Annotated in this window: 15 protein-coding genes; 12 read left to right on the forward strand and 3 right to left on the reverse strand. The window is 43.7% G+C overall.

Going from position 1 to position 17155, the window contains the following annotated elements:
• Positions 1–44 precede the first annotated feature (44 nt).
• The 11 genes from NST07_RS12340 to NST07_RS12390 all read left to right on the forward strand — a co-directional run bounded on the left by NST07_RS12340 (position 45) and on the right by NST07_RS12390 (position 13837).
• Positions 45–1190, forward strand: coding sequence for a MalY/PatB family protein (locus NST07_RS12340; protein WP_342481653.1), 1146 nt, complete (start codon positions 45–47; stop codon positions 1188–1190).
• A gap of 30 nt (positions 1191–1220) precedes the next feature.
• A complete protein-coding gene (locus NST07_RS12345; RefSeq protein ID WP_341092008.1) occupies positions 1221–1577 on the forward strand; it encodes a cyclophilin-like fold protein in 357 nt (118 codons plus the stop codon).
• A gap of 109 nt (positions 1578–1686) precedes the next feature.
• The gene (locus NST07_RS12350) at positions 1687–1980 is read left to right on the forward strand and encodes a helix-turn-helix domain-containing protein (protein WP_341092010.1); all 294 of its coding nucleotides are present in this window, start codon (positions 1687–1689) and stop codon (positions 1978–1980) included.
• A gap of 175 nt (positions 1981–2155) precedes the next feature.
• Positions 2156–2701, forward strand: coding sequence for an NAD(P)H-dependent oxidoreductase (locus NST07_RS12355; protein WP_341378196.1), 546 nt, complete (start codon positions 2156–2158; stop codon positions 2699–2701).
• Positions 2702–3261: 560 nt separating this feature from the next.
• Entirely contained in the window at positions 3262–4209 is a 948-nt protein-coding gene (locus tag NST07_RS12360; RefSeq protein ID WP_038589741.1) for an ABC transporter permease subunit, read from the forward strand.
• A gap of 13 nt (positions 4210–4222) precedes the next feature.
• Positions 4223–5092, forward strand: coding sequence for a carbohydrate ABC transporter permease (locus NST07_RS12365; protein ID WP_038589742.1), 870 nt, complete (start codon positions 4223–4225; stop codon positions 5090–5092).
• A gap of 66 nt (positions 5093–5158) precedes the next feature.
• Positions 5159–6745, forward strand: a complete 1587-nt coding sequence (locus tag NST07_RS12370; protein ID WP_341092016.1) for an extracellular solute-binding protein — start codon at positions 5159–5161, stop codon at positions 6743–6745.
• Between the two features lie 188 nt (positions 6746–6933).
• On the forward strand, positions 6934–8673 hold the full coding sequence (locus tag NST07_RS12375; protein WP_341378197.1) for a histidine kinase: 1740 nt from the start codon (positions 6934–6936) through the stop codon (positions 8671–8673).
• Positions 8673–10295, forward strand: a complete 1623-nt coding sequence (locus tag NST07_RS12380) for a response regulator (RefSeq protein ID WP_341378198.1) — start codon at positions 8673–8675, stop codon at positions 10293–10295. The genes NST07_RS12375 and NST07_RS12380 overlap by 1 nt, the downstream gene beginning before the upstream one ends.
• A gap of 99 nt (positions 10296–10394) precedes the next feature.
• Positions 10395–12611, forward strand: a complete 2217-nt coding sequence (locus NST07_RS12385; RefSeq protein WP_342481654.1) for an FAD-dependent oxidoreductase — start codon at positions 10395–10397, stop codon at positions 12609–12611.
• A gap of 65 nt (positions 12612–12676) precedes the next feature.
• The gene (locus NST07_RS12390) at positions 12677–13837 is read left to right on the forward strand and encodes a GDSL-type esterase/lipase family protein (protein WP_342481655.1); all 1161 of its coding nucleotides are present in this window, start codon (positions 12677–12679) and stop codon (positions 13835–13837) included.
• A gap of 280 nt (positions 13838–14117) precedes the next feature.
• On the opposite strand, the gene NST07_RS12395 is transcribed toward NST07_RS12390, so the two are convergent.
• The 3 genes from NST07_RS12395 to NST07_RS12405 form a co-directional block, all read right to left on the reverse strand.
• Positions 14118–14471 (reverse strand): IS5 family transposase, encoded by a 354-nt coding sequence (locus tag NST07_RS12395; RefSeq protein ID WP_342481656.1) that lies wholly within the window; start codon positions 14469–14471, stop codon positions 14118–14120.
• Between the two features lie 76 nt (positions 14472–14547).
• Positions 14548–15330 carry an IS630 family transposase gene (locus tag NST07_RS12400; RefSeq protein WP_342481933.1) on the reverse strand — a complete coding sequence of 261 codons (783 nt, stop codon included), beginning with the start codon at positions 15328–15330 and terminating at the stop codon, positions 14548–14550.
• Positions 15219–15677: a helix-turn-helix domain-containing protein gene (locus tag NST07_RS12405; protein ID WP_342479840.1), complete on the reverse strand. Its 459-nt coding sequence runs from the start codon at positions 15675–15677 to the stop codon at positions 15219–15221. Before NST07_RS12405 ends, NST07_RS12400 begins: the two co-directional genes overlap by 112 nt.
• 519 nt (positions 15678–16196) lie before the next feature.
• Here NST07_RS12405 and nikB point away from each other — a divergent pair.
• Positions 16197–17135, forward strand: coding sequence for a nickel ABC transporter permease (gene nikB / locus NST07_RS12410; protein ID WP_342481657.1), 939 nt, complete (start codon positions 16197–16199; stop codon positions 17133–17135).
• The last annotated feature ends 20 nt before the right edge of the window (positions 17136–17155 follow it).

Consider the following 17155-nt stretch of genomic DNA (forward strand, 5'->3'; position numbering starts at 1 on the left):
TTCGGAGGTAGCAGGTGAAACATTCCGTGTTTAATTTTGATAAAATGACCAACCGTTTGGGTACGAACTCTTATAAATGGGATGTTCATACGGACGAGCTTGCGCTATGGGTGGCAGATATGGATTTCGAGACGTCTCCGGCAATTGTCGAAGCTCTGCAGAAGAGATTAGACCATAAGATCTTTGGCTACACGATGGTTCCTGATGCGTACTACAATGCAGTTGCAGGATGGTGGAGTAGGAGGCATCAATTTCAAATACAACAGGAATGGATTATGTTCTGTACTGGTGTCGTCCCGGCAATTTCCACCATTGTGCGTAAAATGACCAAAGTGAATGAGAAAGTATTGTTGCTGGCTCCAGTCTATAATATCTTTTATAACTCGATCGTGAATAATCAGCGAAAGGTTCTTACGAGCGAGCTGGTCTATAAGGATCAAAGGTATTCCATCGACTTCAACGATCTGGAAGAGAAGTTGGCCGATCCCGAAACAACACTCCTGATTTTCTGCAATCCGCATAATCCAATAGGCAAGGTGTGGGACAAACAAACACTTGAGTCCATCGGCAACCTTTGTATTAGACATCATGTGCTGATCCTTTCGGATGAAATTCATTGTGATCTAACGCATCCAAGCTACCGCTACACTCCCTTTGCTTCGGTATCTGAAGAGATAGCCCAGAATAGTATCACGTGCGTGGCTCCAACCAAAACATTTAACCTGGCAGGACTCCAAACGTCATCTATTATCGTACCGAATCCGGAGCTGCGGGCGCTTGTAAATCGTGGGATCAATACTGATGAAGTGGCTGAACCGGGTGCTTTTGCTATTGAAGGAGCCATTGCTGCTTTTACAGAAGGAGAACCTTGGCTTGACGCACTGCTGGAATATTTAATGGGCAATAAGCAATGGATGGAATATTTTATGGCAGCAGAGCTTCCAGAGCTTAAGGTCATTCATTCAGAGGCTTCCTACCTGGCGTGGATTGATTGCACAGCTGTAACTAATGATTCGAAGGCTTTATGCGAATGTATAAGAAAAGAAACCGGGTTGTACATTTCAGAAGGAGCTATTTTTGGCGGGAATGGACAAGGGTTTATAAGAATAAACTACGCCTGCCCCAAAACGCGTCTGGAAGATGGCTTGCAGCGCTTGAAGCGGGGGATTGAGATTTTTAAAAGTATGTAGTCAATCCATAGGTGAAGGGAGTGAACTAACATGAAATTAATAATGACAATTGGGCAGGATGAATATATAGCCACATTAATAGATAGCAAAGCAGTGGAAGGATTTATCACCCAGCTTCCTTTAAAGCTAACCTTACAGGACTATGCGGGCACTGAGAAGATCGGTGATCTTCCAGCACGTCTATCCGCCGAGGGTTCTCCGCCAGGGACAGCTGCTTCAATAGGAGACCTTGCTTATTACGCCCCTTGGGGGAACCTAGCGATATTTTACAAAAGCTCCGGATATGCTTCGGGACTTATTAAGCTGGGAAGTATAGAGTATAATGCCAAGAAACTGGCTAGCTATAATAAACCGATAGAAGCACTACTTGAGATAATCAATGAATAAGCTTTTGTATTTTGGACTATATAGACAAATGATTTGAGCTAAGCAGCAAAGTTTCTTTTCTTGTTTCCTGTTATTCTATAGGTAAAAGCTAAAAAAGGCGGAACTGCTCATGTCCATTAGCATCAGCAAAACAATTAAGGCACCGCAAGAGCTGGTCAATGCACCAGATAAAACAGGAAGCTTACAGTATCATACATCTCCCTTGAAGTGGATACGCAACCGGAGATTAGATAAGGCTGAGAAGATGTTACTGGAAACTTCGATTTCCGTTACAGATATTTGTTACTCCACCGGCTTCGAGAATATCGCCTATTTCTCCAAAGTGTTTAAGCTGCGGTTTGAACTCGCTCCTTCAGAGTATAGATTGAAGTTTAAGCCACAGGAGAATGAAGTGAAGTTATAAGTTAAGGGTTAACGTTCCGCGGGAATTACCGTGGAACGTTTTTTTATGTGAAAAGTAAGCCAAATGAACAAACAGAATGAGCCTGTGAGCAAAGAAACTAATGATTTTTCTTGTTATTCTTATCTCGTGCAGTAGAACAAAGAGATTACTCAACAGAAATAAGGAGAGATTCTGAATGAAAACACTGGTACTCGTATTCCATCCTAACCTATCTAGCTCCCGTCTTAACCGCCGCTGGGCGGAAGAAATGGACAAGCAAGCCGGTGTAACTGTGCATCGTGTTTATGAAGCTTACCCCAACGAGGAGATTGACGTTAACGCCGAGCAAGAGTTATTAGTGCAGCATGACCGCATCGTTCTGCAATTTCCTTTCTATTGGTACAGCACACCTTCATTGCTTAAAAAATGGGAAGATGCCGTTGTTACCTATGGCTGGGCCTATGGAAGCACCGGCAACAAGCTGCATGGCAAGGATTTGCTGCTAGCAGTTAGCGTGGGGGCTTCTGAAGATTCTTATACACCTAATGGCGCATTCAAATATACTCTTGCTGAGTTATTGCGGCCTCTTCAGGCAACGAGCAACATGATCGGTACTAGCTTTCTAGCGCCTTACGCAGCCTACGGAGTTATGCAGCTATCTGACGAACAAATAGAGCAAACTGCGAAAGACTATCTCGCTTATGTGCTTAATCCAGAAGCAGCATTGCTCGCCGTACGCTGATTACATTACTGCTAGTGAAGGTTGGACTATGCGGAGGTTATTCATAATATTGAAGGGCGTGAAAGCCTTTCCCTAGCGGCACGAGAAGAAGTGACGCCTTTAATCCAGATACGCTTGGCACACGTCATTAAGCTACCCTGAATATCATTAACGCTGGACACTCAAAAATGGCAATATGAAACTAAGTGCGGCTGACTTTTTTTAAAAAAAGCTGCGCCTTCATTTTGTATGAGGTGGATGGATGTTTTGAAGCAGAGGGGTTGGATATTGTAACGGTAAAGCCTAGCTTTTCAAGCCTACGCACAGATTGTTTGTCGATCATCTCTTGCTGCCTCGCCTCAAAATAATGGACCCCAAATCACGGTAATCTTCACCGCGAGTTAATAGATAATAAGCGACCTTGCGCGCTGCAATGCGTCGGTACTATGCACCGAGATAGTTGTTCGATCCTCGTATGGAGTTAGGGGCTTAATATCTTATAAGAAATTCTTGAAATTACAGAAATTTATCCGGGTAGGGGGATGCTATTATACAATTACAAATAAAGACGAGGTGATGATATGCAAGCGAAATTGGCAGCGGACGCCATTCCCCTCCCCAAAAAGCGGAATTCATGGATAAGAACGATAAAAAAGTATAAAGTGATGTACGCTCTCTTGTTCCCGGCATTAGTTTACTTTGCCGTATTCAAATACATTCCTATGGCGGGAATCATTATTGCCTTTAAAAACTATAACCTAGCTTTGGGACTATGGGATAGCCCATGGGTGGGATTTAGAAATTTCACAGATTTTATGAACGGCGTTTATTTCTGGGACATCATGAGAAATACGATTATCATATCGCTGTATAAGCTGTTGTTCGGTTTCTCAGCTCCTATCATACTTGCTTTGCTGCTCAATGAAGTTTATACCCAATGGTTTAAGAAAATCGTACAAACGATCACTTATTTACCCCACTTTCTATCATGGGTCATTGTTTATGGAATGATGGTGGCATTATTAGCCCCAGGGGATGGTCTTTTTAACATGATTTTGAAGGAAGCTGGAGTTGAACCCATCTCATTCCTAACGGAACCTGCCTGGGGCAGACTGCTGATCATCTTATCTGAAATATGGAAGGATATTGGATGGGGAGCAATATTGTACCTTGCAGCATTAGCAGGAATCGATCCAAGTTTATATGAAGCGGCTAGAATTGATGGCGCTTCCAAGTGGAGACAGCTATGGCATGTAACACTTCCCGGCATTCGAGGCGTTATGATTCTGATGCTGATCCTTAAATTAAGCCATATTCTAGATGCTGGTTTTGACCAAATATTCATGTTTGCCAACAGCTTTAATCAGGAGAAGATCGACATTATCGACACATGGGTATACCGTGAAGGGCTCGAGCGGCTTAAGATTGGCTTGGCTACTGCTGTGGGATTATTTAAAGCGGTCATCGGATTTGTTTTAGTGTTGGCAGCAAATAAGCTCGCCAAAAAATTCGATGGGCAAATTTGGTGAGGTGGTTATCAAAATGATCAATTTGACAATCGGAGAGAAGGTCTGGCAAGCAGTCGTTTATTTTATTCTTATTTTGCTAGCTCTACTTTGCTTACTACCCTTTCTATATGTGGTTGCTGTTTCAGTGACGCCAGAATCGGAAGTGCTAAGAAGAGGAATTGTTATCATACCAGAATCCTTTACCTTTCTAGCCTATAAAGAAGTATTCATTTCTCATGGTATCGGGCAGGCGTATAAAATTACATTGTTTCGAACGATAGTAGGCACTGCTCTCAATGTGTTTTTTACGGTAATAGCGGCATATCCGTTATCCAAAAAATATTTGCCGGGTCGAAGCCCATTTTTACTATTCATTGTCTTTACCATGATGTTTGGGGGAGGATTAATTCCGACTTATTTACTAGTCCGCTCTCTGGGATTGCTAAACAGTCCGTGGGTATTGATTATTCCACATCTCATTAGTGCATTTAATCTGGTGATCATTAAAGGCTTTTTCGAGCAATTGCCTGCTGAAATCGAGGAATCAGCGAGGGTAGACGGTGCAAGTGAGCTTCAGTCGTTATGGCGGATCATTTTACCTCTGTCCTTGCCCGTCCTTTCCACAATTTCATTATTTTACGCAGTCGGGCATTGGAACAGTTACTTCGATGCTATTGTTTATATCAATGATTCCAACTTAATGCCGCTCCAAGTGATCTTGCGCAACATCCTGCTTAACGTCGCAACACAAAGTGCTGATTCGCTTGCCAATACCGGAGCTGTTAGTACGTTCGCTATACAAATGGCAGCAGTTGTCGTGACTACAGTTCCGATTTTGATCGTTTACCCATTTATGCAAAAGCATTTTACCAAAGGTGTGCTCTTGGGATCGGTTAAAGGTTAAAAAGATATTCCAACCTGAGTTGTTACGGGAAAACCGTGATAATATAGAAGCAAAGGAGAGGTCATTATGCAAAGTAAAGCGATTACATTTGCTATTCTGACAGCAATGGTCGGTGTGGGAACGGTATTGTCAGGATGTGGGGAACAAAAAGAGGTTACATCGACAGCTTCGGGTAATTCACAAGGCCAGTCTAGTCCCTTTGAAACCAAATTGAAAATTTCGATGTTTAACCAAGGCACTTTCAATGCTGCTGCGCCGATTCCTCCCCGTGAAGAAGATATCCAACGCCAAATGTTGGAGAAAGCAGTGAATATCGACTTGGAAATGATGATTCCTCAATCAGGGCAAGCAACGACTAAATTAAATACGCTCATTGCCGGCGGAGATATTCCAGATTTGATCTTCTTGAAGAGCCGGGCTGATTTGGCGCAATATTATGACCAAGGCGTTCTTGCGGATTTGACACCGTATCTGGATCAATTTCCTGAATTACAGAAACGTTTTAGCAACGACTCCTGGGAGGCGATGTCCTATCAAGGAAAAACCATTGGAGTTCCAGGTTATGATAATGTAAACGGTATCAGTCGAAGCTTCTTCATCCGCAATGATTGGCTGAAAAAGCTGAATATGGAAGTGCCAACGACACCTGACGAGCTATTCGAAGTTATGAAAGCCTTTACAGAGAAAGACCCGGACGGTAACGGCAAAAACGATACGTACGGATTCATAGGGGGTATGAATAAAGAAGGCAATCTGCAAACCTACGGCTTCGATAGTTTGATGTGGATGTTTGGCGTCAATCCTCCCTCAGCCATTGATGTGAAAGACAATAAACCGGTGTTCCTGTTCACCGATCCAAAAATGAAAGAAGCGCTCACTTATATCAATAAAATGATGGAAGCCAAAGTTGTAGATCCAGACTGGGTGACGATGAATACTCCCGATTTGTTGGACCAAAAGTTATTTAAGGGTAAAGTTGGATTCATGATAAGAGATGCCCGCAGGCTGGAACCAGATTATCAGCAGAAAATGAAAGAAATCAGTGGAGAGGTGCCGGAATGGATCGTTATTCCTCCAATGATAGGTCCTTATGGTGATCAAATTGTAGAGAGAAAATCGTTCCAAGGCAATTCATGGGCCATATCCAAGAAAGCGGATAAGGACAAAATCATCCGTATCTTGTCCATGCTGAATTATCTCTTTACGGACAAAGAAGCCTATCCGAATTTTGCATACGGAATTAAAGGGATTCATTGGGATTTGGTAGACGGCAAGATCAAAAATAAAACCTCCGAATTATCGAAGGAAATGAAAGATAAGTACCTATGGGTCGATCATTATAGAATGCCGCGTCGTGGTGATGATGCTGAGTACTTCAGCTTCCAGAATCCTAAGACGGCAGAAGCTTTTAAGAACAATCAGAAATACGTTACGGCTACTTTGCCAGGTAATTTATTGACTGAAGACCCGAGCGATTCATTGGCAGCTGACCGCCAACGTTACATTAATGAAAGCTTGGTCAAATTTATGACTGGCAAAGAACCTCTTTCGAGCTGGGACAATTTCCTCAATACACTGGAAACCAAGTTTGACATGCAGAGATATAAGGAGTCAGTAATCAAACAATTTAAAGAAGCAGGCTTAATCAAGTAAATCAAGCAGAAACGGCTTCGCCGTCCTTTTAAAGGACGGTACCGTTTCAGCGAGAAAGATAAGGAATATTTATGCGCGAAGCATATAAATTCTTATCTTTTAAACGAAGAGAGTGGCTGTAAATAGCCCCTCTCTTTATTGTCATATGTTAGTATTTGTTTAATACAGATTTAAAAGGAAGATGATCGATGCGAAGAAGAATCAGCTTGCCTTTAAAATTATTTTTTATCGTGTTTGCATTTGTATTAAGCTGCATAATCTTGATAAGCCAATTGTCTTATCGCTATGTCCAAAAGGAAATAAGAACCACTGACATTTATTACACTAACCAAATACTTGACAAGATAGACCAGTATTTCACAGTTAATTTTTCCTCCTTCCAGACGATCCTGTTCTCGGTCGAGTCATCGGTGAAAGCCAACATTAACAATACGGACGTGATTAAAAAGCAATTAAGAGAGCTGTATGAACTCAACAGTAATTACGTCAGTAATATTTATTTGATCAAAAGCGATTTATCCATTCTAGGCGGAAGTACACCTACCCGAATATTCGATGAACCTTTATCTGAAAGAAAACCTTTGTTTGATGCAGCTGACAAGAACAGAAGGACTACATTTGTCAGTGATCCTTACAAATCTAAATATTCCGGCTGGACAGTTACGATGGTTCGATATCTGAACGGCGCTCCGTTTCCTATGGCCATTGCGGTAGATTTAGATCTAAATGCCATTGAAGAAACCTTGTTCAAGATTAATAAAAAAGAACAAATGAACTTGGCTCTAATCACCGCATCGGGAAAAATCATTGCCGGATTTTCGGAAAATAAAGGACCGCTGAATATTCAAGATCATACTTTTTCAATCGGGGAAACGTCAGCGGAACAACTTCTGGATACTACAGAAACAAGCCTTCAACTGCATACCAAGGATGGTATTCCGGTCTCCCTTCTGAAAAAACCGACTGAGAAATTCAACTGGACCATCATCTCGATCAACGATGAATCACGCTTGAAAGCTGCTTTGTCCAGATTGGAAACCTATTATATCGGGCTTCTAGCTGCAGGTTTTCTCTTAAGCCTGTTCATTTCCTTTTTTATTGCCAAATATATAAGGACCCCACTCTATGCGCTTAAAACAAAAATGAAGCGGGTGGAGCAAGGCCTCCTAACAACTACTATATCAATTAACCGAAACGATGAGTTTGGAGATCTCTCCCGGGCATTCGATCGTATGCTGCAGCAAATTGTGGAACTGATTCGGGGAGCGGAGCTTCATAATGAACTTGAGCGGAAGCTTGAAATTCAAGTGCTGCAGTCTCAAATAAACCCGCATTTTCTGTATAACACGCTTGGTTCTATCAGCAATGTCATACGACTCGGACAAATAGAGAAAGTAGATGTGGTGATCGAGTCTCTCATTTCAATATTGGAATATGGGATAGCCGAAGCTTCGGAAGAGGTTTCACTACGTCAGGAATTGCAAAATGTATCGGACTATATCGCTATCCAGAATATCCGCTATAACAGGAACTTCCACTTGATTGAAAATATCGAAGCAGGGTTAATAGATTTTCCAGTTTTTCGAATGCTGCTGCAGCCCCTTGTGGAGAATAGCATCTTCCATGGTTATAACGGAGGGGGGATCGAAGGCCCAATTACTATTCATGCGTACAGGGAGGGCGGCACCGTCATCATAGAAGTAGTTGATCAAGGCGAGGGTATTCCAACTGATAAAATAAAGCATATTTTAATTTCAGAACCAAGTGATGTGGAAGTGAAAAGGAAAAGAATCGGGTTAAATAATATTCATGGCCGAATCAGACTTCACTACGGAGAACAGTTTGGGCTCCAAATCATAAGCATACCTAAGGAAATAACTCGGGTTCGCGCCTTATTCCCAGCAGGCTTATTTAAAGGAGATGCATGATGGTGAGAGACTACACCTGCTTTATTGTTGACGATGAAGATCTAATCATTCAGAGATTGGAATTGTATTTTAACGGGCTCTCCCATAGGGAAAGGCGATTTCATTTAGTGGGAAAAGCGAATAATGGGCTGAAGGGGATAGAGGAGATCGTAAAGCTTAAGCCGGATATCGTGATATCTGATATCGTTATGCCGCGAATGGATGGAATTTCCATGATTGAGCAGCTAAAACCAAAACTTCCCCATACCCAATACATTCTTTTAACCGCCTATTCATCTTTTGAATACGCCCAGAGAGCTATTCAAGCGAACGTATTGGAGTACATCGTTAAGGTTCCGCTTAGGGACGCGGATTTGGATCGAGCTTTAGATAAGGCAGCCGGGATTTTAAATGAGGTTAAGAAAAAAGAAGTGGAATTTCAATCGTTAAACATATCCGTGCTTGAAAATAAATATAGAGTCCGCAAGCAATTTTTTAACGAGCTTATCAGAGGCGAAATTCCTTCTCATCGGGCATCGGATTTTGCCAATCGCATGCAGTTCCATTTCTTTCAAGCCAACTATTGCTGCTTCATTGTTGAAATGAATATGTATGAAAGTTTCCGAAACGAATATTCAGCGTCTGATCAAAACATCTTGAAATATGCGATTACGAATGTAATCGAAGAAACTTTGGTGAATGGTGGCAGAGGCGTAGCTGCAGATCTATCCGATAATCGTTTTATTGGCTTTCTTTCCTGGGAAAATAATCGCAGCGATATGGACACAGAATATGCTTGCCATTCATTAGGTAGTCAAATCGTCTCCCATTTGCATCAATATTTGAATCAAAGGGTATCTGTCGCTTTTGGAGGTCCGCACCGAGGCTGGGAATCCATCAAACAAGCTTACACGGAAGCACAAAATGTGAGTGATGATTTCTATTATCATACAGAGAAAGTAGTAAAAACACCTATGCATCGCTTCCATTACCATAATGATAGAGAAGAAGAATTTCAGCAGAAACTGGCTGAATTTCTTGCTGGGGTGAAAAGAAAGGTTTCCAAGGAAGAGCTGGAGAAAGCATTTGCTGATCTGAACCAATTTGTAACGGACCATAAAATCCATAAGTCTATCATGGCGCCTATGCTACGAGACTTATACAGAGACATTACTGTGAAATTTAAATCGGGGAACAAGTTGACGACGGAAGTAGCAGAGTTTCCCATAGAATTTATGACTTTCCGGGAGCAGCTTGCCTATATTGGCGATTTCACCTTCGAATATGTACACGCAGGCCAACTTTTACATCGTGTAGAAATTATGAGTGCTATACGGTTTATAGAGAATAACCTGAAGCAGAGATTAACGCTCGAGGCGATTGCCGAGGAAGTGAATTTAGCTCCATCGTATTTTAGCAGCTTATTCAAAAAAACAATGAACGAGGGCGTTATCAGCTACATCAATCGTAAAAAAATTCAATTAGCGCTCGAGCTGTTAAATGTTCAGGATTATTCTTTATTGGAATTGTGCGAGGAAGTAGGAATTGTGAATGAAGGTTATTTTTGCAAATTATTTAAAGAATATACAGGTGATACTCCTAAGCAATATCGGATAAAAATGACACGGTATGAATCCAAATAACGTTGCAAAAAATGTATAATTTTTTCGCGAAATCATGTAAAAAAAAGGGCTTCAAAAGGCTTAACATGATAGAAGGATCTAATCATGGAGGGTATCAAAATGGAGCTTATTAAAGCAGATGTAACCGTCGTAGGCGGAGGTATTGCTGGGATATGCGCTGCCATTGCTGCCGCACGCCAAGGGCTGCAGGTTTCACTTATTAATGATCGACCGGTTCTTGGGGGAAATGCGAGCAGCGAGGTCAGGGTTCATATCAACGGGTCGGCATATCTCGGGAATAGTCCATCCTATTATGCACGCGAGGGCGGGTTGGTGGAAGAACTCAAGTTGAAGATTTTTCACTATAATCCGTTATACAACAAGAAGCTTATGCTTTCGCTTTCGGATACGGTCTTATTGGATATGGTCTATGATGAGGCTAACATTTCTCTATATCTGAATACATGCGTGCATGAAACGGGCATGGAGAACGGCAGAATTCAATGGGTGGAGGGCCTTCAATTAGCTTCCGAAAGAAAATTCCATTTTGAAAGCCGAACCTATATCGATTGCTCCGGAGACGGAATTGTCGGATATCAGGCAGGGGCTCTCTTCCGATGGGGGAGAGAGGCGAAGCATGAATACAAGGAAGAATTGGCTCCTGAGCTGGCGGACCATTACACCATGGGCGATACGATTCTGTTTCAAGCCCGTGACGTAGAATATTCCGTTCCATACCAAAGACCTGGCTTTGCGTATGATATTACGAAGTTGGCCTTTTTCGATAGTATCAGAAAAGGCTTAAACCATCGGGCTTTTCCAAGAAAAATCAACGGGCTTGGCGGATTGTGGTGGTTGGAATACGGCGGACATATGGATATTATCAAGAATAATGAAGACATCGCGTTGGAGCTGCGAAAATTGGTGTACGGGATTTGGGATTATATCAAAAATAGCGGCGAATTTGATGATGTGGACAATCTCATCTTGGATTATGTATGCCCGATTCCAGGAAAGCGGGAGTCGAGGCGGTTTATTGGGGATCACATGTTGTCTCAGAACGATCTTACAGCAAAGCCGCATTTCGAAGATGCTGTATCCGTCGGTGGATGGTATATGGATTTACATGCTAATAAGGGCATCTACGATGAGGGGCCGGCTACAGCTTGGAATTTCGTGCCAGGATTGTACAATATCCCTTTCCGCAGTTTATATTCACGAAATATTCCTAATCTCATGTTCGCTGGTCGCAATATAAGTGCTACCCATGTGGCTTTCGGATCTACAAGGGTAATGGCAACCTGCGGTTGTATGGGGCAGGCGGTTGGAACGGCTGCTTCGTTATGCTTGAAATATGAGATAGACCCCGCGGCCATAGTCGAATCTCATATGGGGGAGCTGCAGGCGCTGCTGCTTCGAGACGGGCAAACGATTGTAGGGCTTCAAGAGGAATTGGATCCTTACTTCGCTGACGGTTTAACTATTCGTGCTTCGTCTCAGCGCTGCTATGACAATCTTTATCCATCCGAAGTGATTTCCTTGGAGAAAGGGTTATGTTTGGTCTTGCCGATTCAGACATCCGTGGCTGAAAGCGTACGGATCAAAATTAAAAATAGGTCCGAGCATTCGGAAACACTGCATGTGAAGCTGTTTGGCGGGGAACGGAAGGAGAATTATATTCCCACCAGCGAGTTGAAAGACTACCGCATGGTTATTGCAGCCGGTAATGACGACTGGATTACGCTAGACTTGAGCTGCAGGAAACCGGCTGACGACAAAATCTACATCGTATTGGAAGGTACGGCGAGCCTTGCCGTATACGGCAATGAAGAGAAAATGACAGGAGCTGTCAGCTTCTATTATATACCGGAAGAGCCGTCCAGACTGAAGAAATTTAATAAGAGCATTTGCTTCAAGGATCTGTTACCATCCCAGAATATGTATAGTCCTGAGAATGTCGTCAATGGCTACTCCAGACCTTATGGCCAACCGAACGGCTGGATTTCTGAACATACGGAAGGACAGGAATGGTTGGAATTCTGTTTTGCCAGCCCCAAAAATCTGGACGAACTCCATCTTGTTTTTAATTCGCAGCTGGATTTGGAGCATTTCAACGACCCGATTGAGTCCCTTATCCAAGATTATGATATGACCTTGACCTTAGAAGACGGAACTGAGAGGACAATCATAACTCGTGGAAATTATCTCACCTTGAATAAACATAAGATGGATGCAAAAGGTGTAACCCGAATCCGGATTAATTTCTGTGCAACTTATGGTTCGCCTTATTTTGAAGTGTTTGCTGTAAAATGGTTTGCTCCTAAAAACGATAAATGAGGACAGGTGAAGTCACGATGAAGGAATTATTCCCTCGTAAAGGGCTCCCCAATATAATTCAAAAATTGGAAAATGGGGATACCGTAACAATCGTCTATTTCGGCGGCAGTAATACGCGTTCTGAAGGCTACAGGGTCATGACGGCGGATTGGCTTCGTAAGCAATATCCTAAGGCGGATATCCGCTCTGTGAATGCAGGCATTAATGGGACAGGATCGGATTTGGGCTGTGCCCGTTTAGAGACAGATGTACTGCGTCATCGGCCTGATCTAGTATTTGTTGAATTTGTTGGTAATGATGGCGGAGATCGCGAATCTAAGGCGCGGATCGAAGGGATTGTCCGTCAGATCCGCAAGCGGAGCCGGTTTACCGATATCCTGTTCGTTTATACGCTGAAGGAGCGGGATGTGGCCTTATTTCAGTCTGGGGAATACCAGAAGGGGGCTCTAATGCAAGAGGAAGTGGCCGACTATTACGGTATTCCTTCGATTCATCTGGGCGTAGCCGTCAGTCATTTGGTATCGGAAGGAAAACTCGTTTTCACCTCGAGGGAAGGCGTATCCATCCCCGGAGCCGTTATTTTTACACATGATTCGATCCATCCGACTATTCCCGAAGGACACCAGATTTACACGGATACGATCACCCGGTCATTTGAGAAAATTAGAGAACTTCAAGATCATCCGGGAAGGTCAGTACATCACTTACCTCAGAATCCGTTGGTCCCGGCTAATCCTTGGGAGTATGCGACCATGCAGTCACTGGATAGTCTTACCGATTTTTCCGCAGGATGGTCTTACATGACTCCCGATGATTGTGCTTTAGTGCGCGAGTACAATTGGTTGTTTCCCGGCCTGTGGCGAGCAGTCGATCCTGGAGAGGCTATTACGGTGCAGTTCGAGGGAACCCACATCGGGTTATTCGATATCGGGGGGCCTGATTCTGGCAGATTGAAGGTGTCGGTGGATGGTAGAGAACCCTTTATTGTCGATCGATTCACACTACACAACGATCATAATCGAAATCAGTATGTATTTTTGCCGGAGCTCCCGAATGGGAAACATACGGTTCGCTTCGAAGTCGATACCGAGAAGACAGACAAAGCGGCCGTGTTTGAGGCATGCGGCAATGAACGAGGTAGAGAGCATGTTCGGCAGCATCCAGATTGGTATGATCAAACGGTGATCCAGCTTGGGAAGTTGTTATTGGTGCAGCCGCCATTATAATTAATCATTAGGCTTGTCCACTTGGAAGACCTACATCATAACTGACTGCAGTTGAGCGGTCAGTTATGATGTAGGTTTCTTTTAATCGCCTCTGAGCTATTGGCTTTGTCGCCAAGAATATGGCTTCCCGTAATATCAAATTGCTGAAGTAAATCAATGACAGGTACTGAATCATAGATTTGACCTCCCGTCAGAAGAAAAGCGAGGGGATTTCCTAATCTATCGACGACGGTGTGAAGTTTGGTTGTCTTTCCGCCACGACTGACGCCGATGTGCCGATTCACTTCGTGTCCTGGGGCGTTTTTTTAGCACCGGCACTATGTTGATGGGCTTTGAGCGATGTCGAATCAATGCTCAAGATTTCAAAGTCAGGTTCGACCTGAAGCGCTTGGAAGATCGCAACAAGCAGTCCGGTATCTCGCCACTTGCAGAAGCGACTGTAGACCGTTTTCCATGGACCATAGCGTTCCTCCGGTAGATCGCGCCAGGCAGCACCACTTCGAGCGATCCATAGAAAAGCGTTAAACATGGTTCTTTCACTTAATTTTGACGGACGTCCTGTTTTGTAGGGTGGAAACATGCTCTTAATTTGTTCCCACTGTTCATCGCTTATTTCGTACCGTCTTTGAATCATGCTTGACGCCCCATTCGTTTTCTCAAATCTTACCATGTTATTTAGTTTTCAGACACATCCTAGTACCTTGACCAGATCAAATTTCAGGATATAAATGCTTTAATTTGCCTCGTGCTTGCTCAGTGGTAAATTGCCAATCGACGGATTTCTGGATTCGGTTGCGTTCGGTTTCCCAAGCGGACACCTCGACTTGCAATTCTTCAATGGAGGCAATTCGGCGGTTCAGGCATTGAATCGTCAGAACACTGAGTTCAATTTCTGCGATATTCAACCAGCTGCCATGCTTAGGGGTGTAATGGATCTCGAGCCGTTTTGCCAAGGCTAATGCGTGTTCAGGTGCAAAGGTTTCATACAAGGACGAGATCGTATGAGTATTCAAGTTGTCCATCACTAGCCGAACCCGTTTCGCCTCTGGATAGTAGACCTCCAGTAACTCCTGGATCTGCAGAGCCCAATCGGATTTAGTCCGTCTTTCCGAAGCCTGCACGTGACGCCACCCGGCGAGCGGCTCCGTGAACAGAAACAGGCTGCAGCTTCCTTTGCGAACATATTCGTAATCTTCTCGTAGAACCTGTCCAGGCTTCATGGTTTGTGGAGGCCGTGAATGATTGAGCAGTTGGATCGGCTGTTCATCCATACAAATGAGGGGGATATCAGGGTCATACGCAAGGGCGTAGGTCTCTAGGACGTCTTCCATCCGAGCGACGAACTCACTGCTCGATTTGGCGGGAATGCACCATTGTTTTTTCAGGTGAGGTTTAAGTTTTGTTTTTTTAAAGTCGTCCGAATGGTTTCTCGTCCGACAGATTCCAAAATATTCAGTTCGATGACTCGACGCGTCAACAAACGAATGGTCCAGCGAGCGTACCCCTTTGGAGGCTCGGAACAAGCTAGCGCAATAATTCGGGCTTCCACTTCACCTGTGATCGGTGAAGGACGTGCCGGCTCATCGCGTCGACGGTAACGGAGCGTCTGATCCAACCCGCGGGTGCAATAGTCTTTTACCGTGTAATAGACTGTCACATTACTGACTCCTGAACGACTGGCAATTTCAGTCTGTTTGGGGATGACACCTTGATTTTCGTCCGAAAGCAGCAGCACGAGACAGCGGCGGCGAATGCCGGGCGACGTCGAATCGGCATGGAGAAGTTGTTCGATCCATTCGCGTTCTTTCGGTTCAAGTCGAATCTCGTATTTTTTGTTCATCTACTAGCCCTCCCATATTCTTCTTATAGGTAGAGCATAAAACTAGAATTAAAATCGGTCAAGGTACTAGATGATTCTCATCTACAAGATTATTATTCGTGAGATTGGGAACATTGTTTACTGTCCTAATTTCATTAGCATAATGCATTGTAGCTAACTGAATGCAGTTACCATTGTGGGGTTTCAGTAGATACCGCCTGATTATTGTTACACAAAAATGTCCCTGCAATCATAATTTCTTTGATAGATATTTGGAATGATGACAGCATTTAATAGAAATGTTGGAAAGACCTATACCACAAAAAAAGTGGCATAGGTCTTATTTTTTATTTCGTTCCCTTTTGATTTTATGAATCGTGGAGAGCAGGCGTTTCTTCGGCAGGAGTCGGGGGATTTACCAAAATAGTAGACTTGTCATAATCGTAATTATTATGGATAAACATGAAATAAATATTTTTAAGACTACTAATTCAAAATTATTGTGATATAATCGTAATAATTACGATTAATAATTTGGAGTTGAATGCCATCATTCGTTATCTGTTGCAGCGTTTGCTGCAGATGATCCCCGTGCTGTTAGGCATCTCTTGCATTACCTTTGCGCTTATGCACTTAACGCCAGGTGATCCGGCGGAGATTATGCTGCGTGTTGACGGCATCAAGCCTACACGTGAAGCTATTGAAGCGACCAGGCATATACTTGGTCTGGACGGTCCTATACATATGCAATACTTTCATTGGTTGTACCGGGTGCTCCATCTCGATTTAGGGATATCTTACAGCAGCAGCCGTCCCGTGTTCACGGAGCTAATGAATCGTTTCCCGGCGACAATGCTGCTCAGCACCTGTTCCTTATTGGCTGCAATTTTTATTGCCCTGCCTCTTGGAGTGGGCTCAGCACTGTATCCGGGGAGACTGCCCGATCGGCTGGGCAGAGTAGTTGCACTGCTCAGTGTTTCAATGCCAGGGTATTGGCTTAGTCTGCTCCTGATTTATTATGGTGCAGTGAAGCTCAAACTGTTTCCTGTTACGGGAATGGAGGGGGCTGCCAGTGTAATTCTGCCTGCATTTACACTAGGCTTTGGTATGGCAGGAGTCTATATCCGTTTGATTCGTTCCAGTCTGCTGAACGTTCTGGGCAAGCCGTACATCACGGCAGCCAGAGCCAAGGGACTGCAGGAATGGAGGATTATCACAGGTCATGCACTCCGCAATGCGCTTCTTCCGAGTCTTACCCTCCTCGGTGTTAACATAGCCGGGCTGCTCGGCGGTTCTGTTATTGTTGAAACTATATTTTCCTGGCCGGGGATCGGCAAGTATGCCGTTGAGGCTATTTTTGGGAAGGACTATATTGTCATTCAGGGTTACGTATTATTGATGGCTGTTGTCGTTGTCCTGATTAACCTGGCAGTGGATCTGCTGCATCTGCTGCTGGATCCTCGAATCAGGCTGCGGTGAAGCTGTAAAAGGAGCCGCTT

The sequence above is a fragment of the Paenibacillus sp. FSL L8-0340 genome (genome assembly GCF_038593145.1).
Classification (GTDB): Bacteria; Bacillota; Bacilli; order Paenibacillales; family Paenibacillaceae; genus Paenibacillus_AQ.